Consider the following 352-nt stretch of genomic DNA (forward strand, 5'->3'; position numbering starts at 1 on the left):
GATTAAGGTCTCGATATAGCCTGCTGCTATGGAGATAGCCTATGGTATGCAGATGCGCGTCAACATGGTGAATCGGCGTCATGTTGGGCGCAAGTAACGCTCTAGGATTGCCCGATGCACCTGCCAAGGGCGCTGATTTATCTAATAAAATGACGTTGATACCGCGATTGGCAAGCGACCAAGCTGTGAGCAACCCTGAGACACCTGCACCAATGACTCCACTATTATAAGTATGAGAATACAATTGATTGATTTGATAGTTGCTTATCAAAAGCGATTATCAGAAACTGCTATCAAAATGTGCTGAGTATAAAATAATACTCAAAAGGATTAACCTTCTAGCACACCCAAT

1 protein-coding gene is annotated in these 352 nt (G+C 43.2%); it reads right to left on the reverse strand.

Annotated features, from left to right (window positions below):
- The coding region (locus SB725_RS30370) for a hypothetical protein (RefSeq protein WP_410923054.1) at positions 1–193 on the reverse strand (193 nt) is incomplete at its 3' end.
- Between the last annotated feature and the right edge of the window lie 159 nt (positions 194–352).

The sequence above is a fragment of the Pseudomonas sp. SIMBA_041 genome (assembly GCF_046535095.1).
Lineage (GTDB): Bacteria > Pseudomonadota > Gammaproteobacteria > Pseudomonadales > Pseudomonadaceae > Aquipseudomonas > Aquipseudomonas mucoides.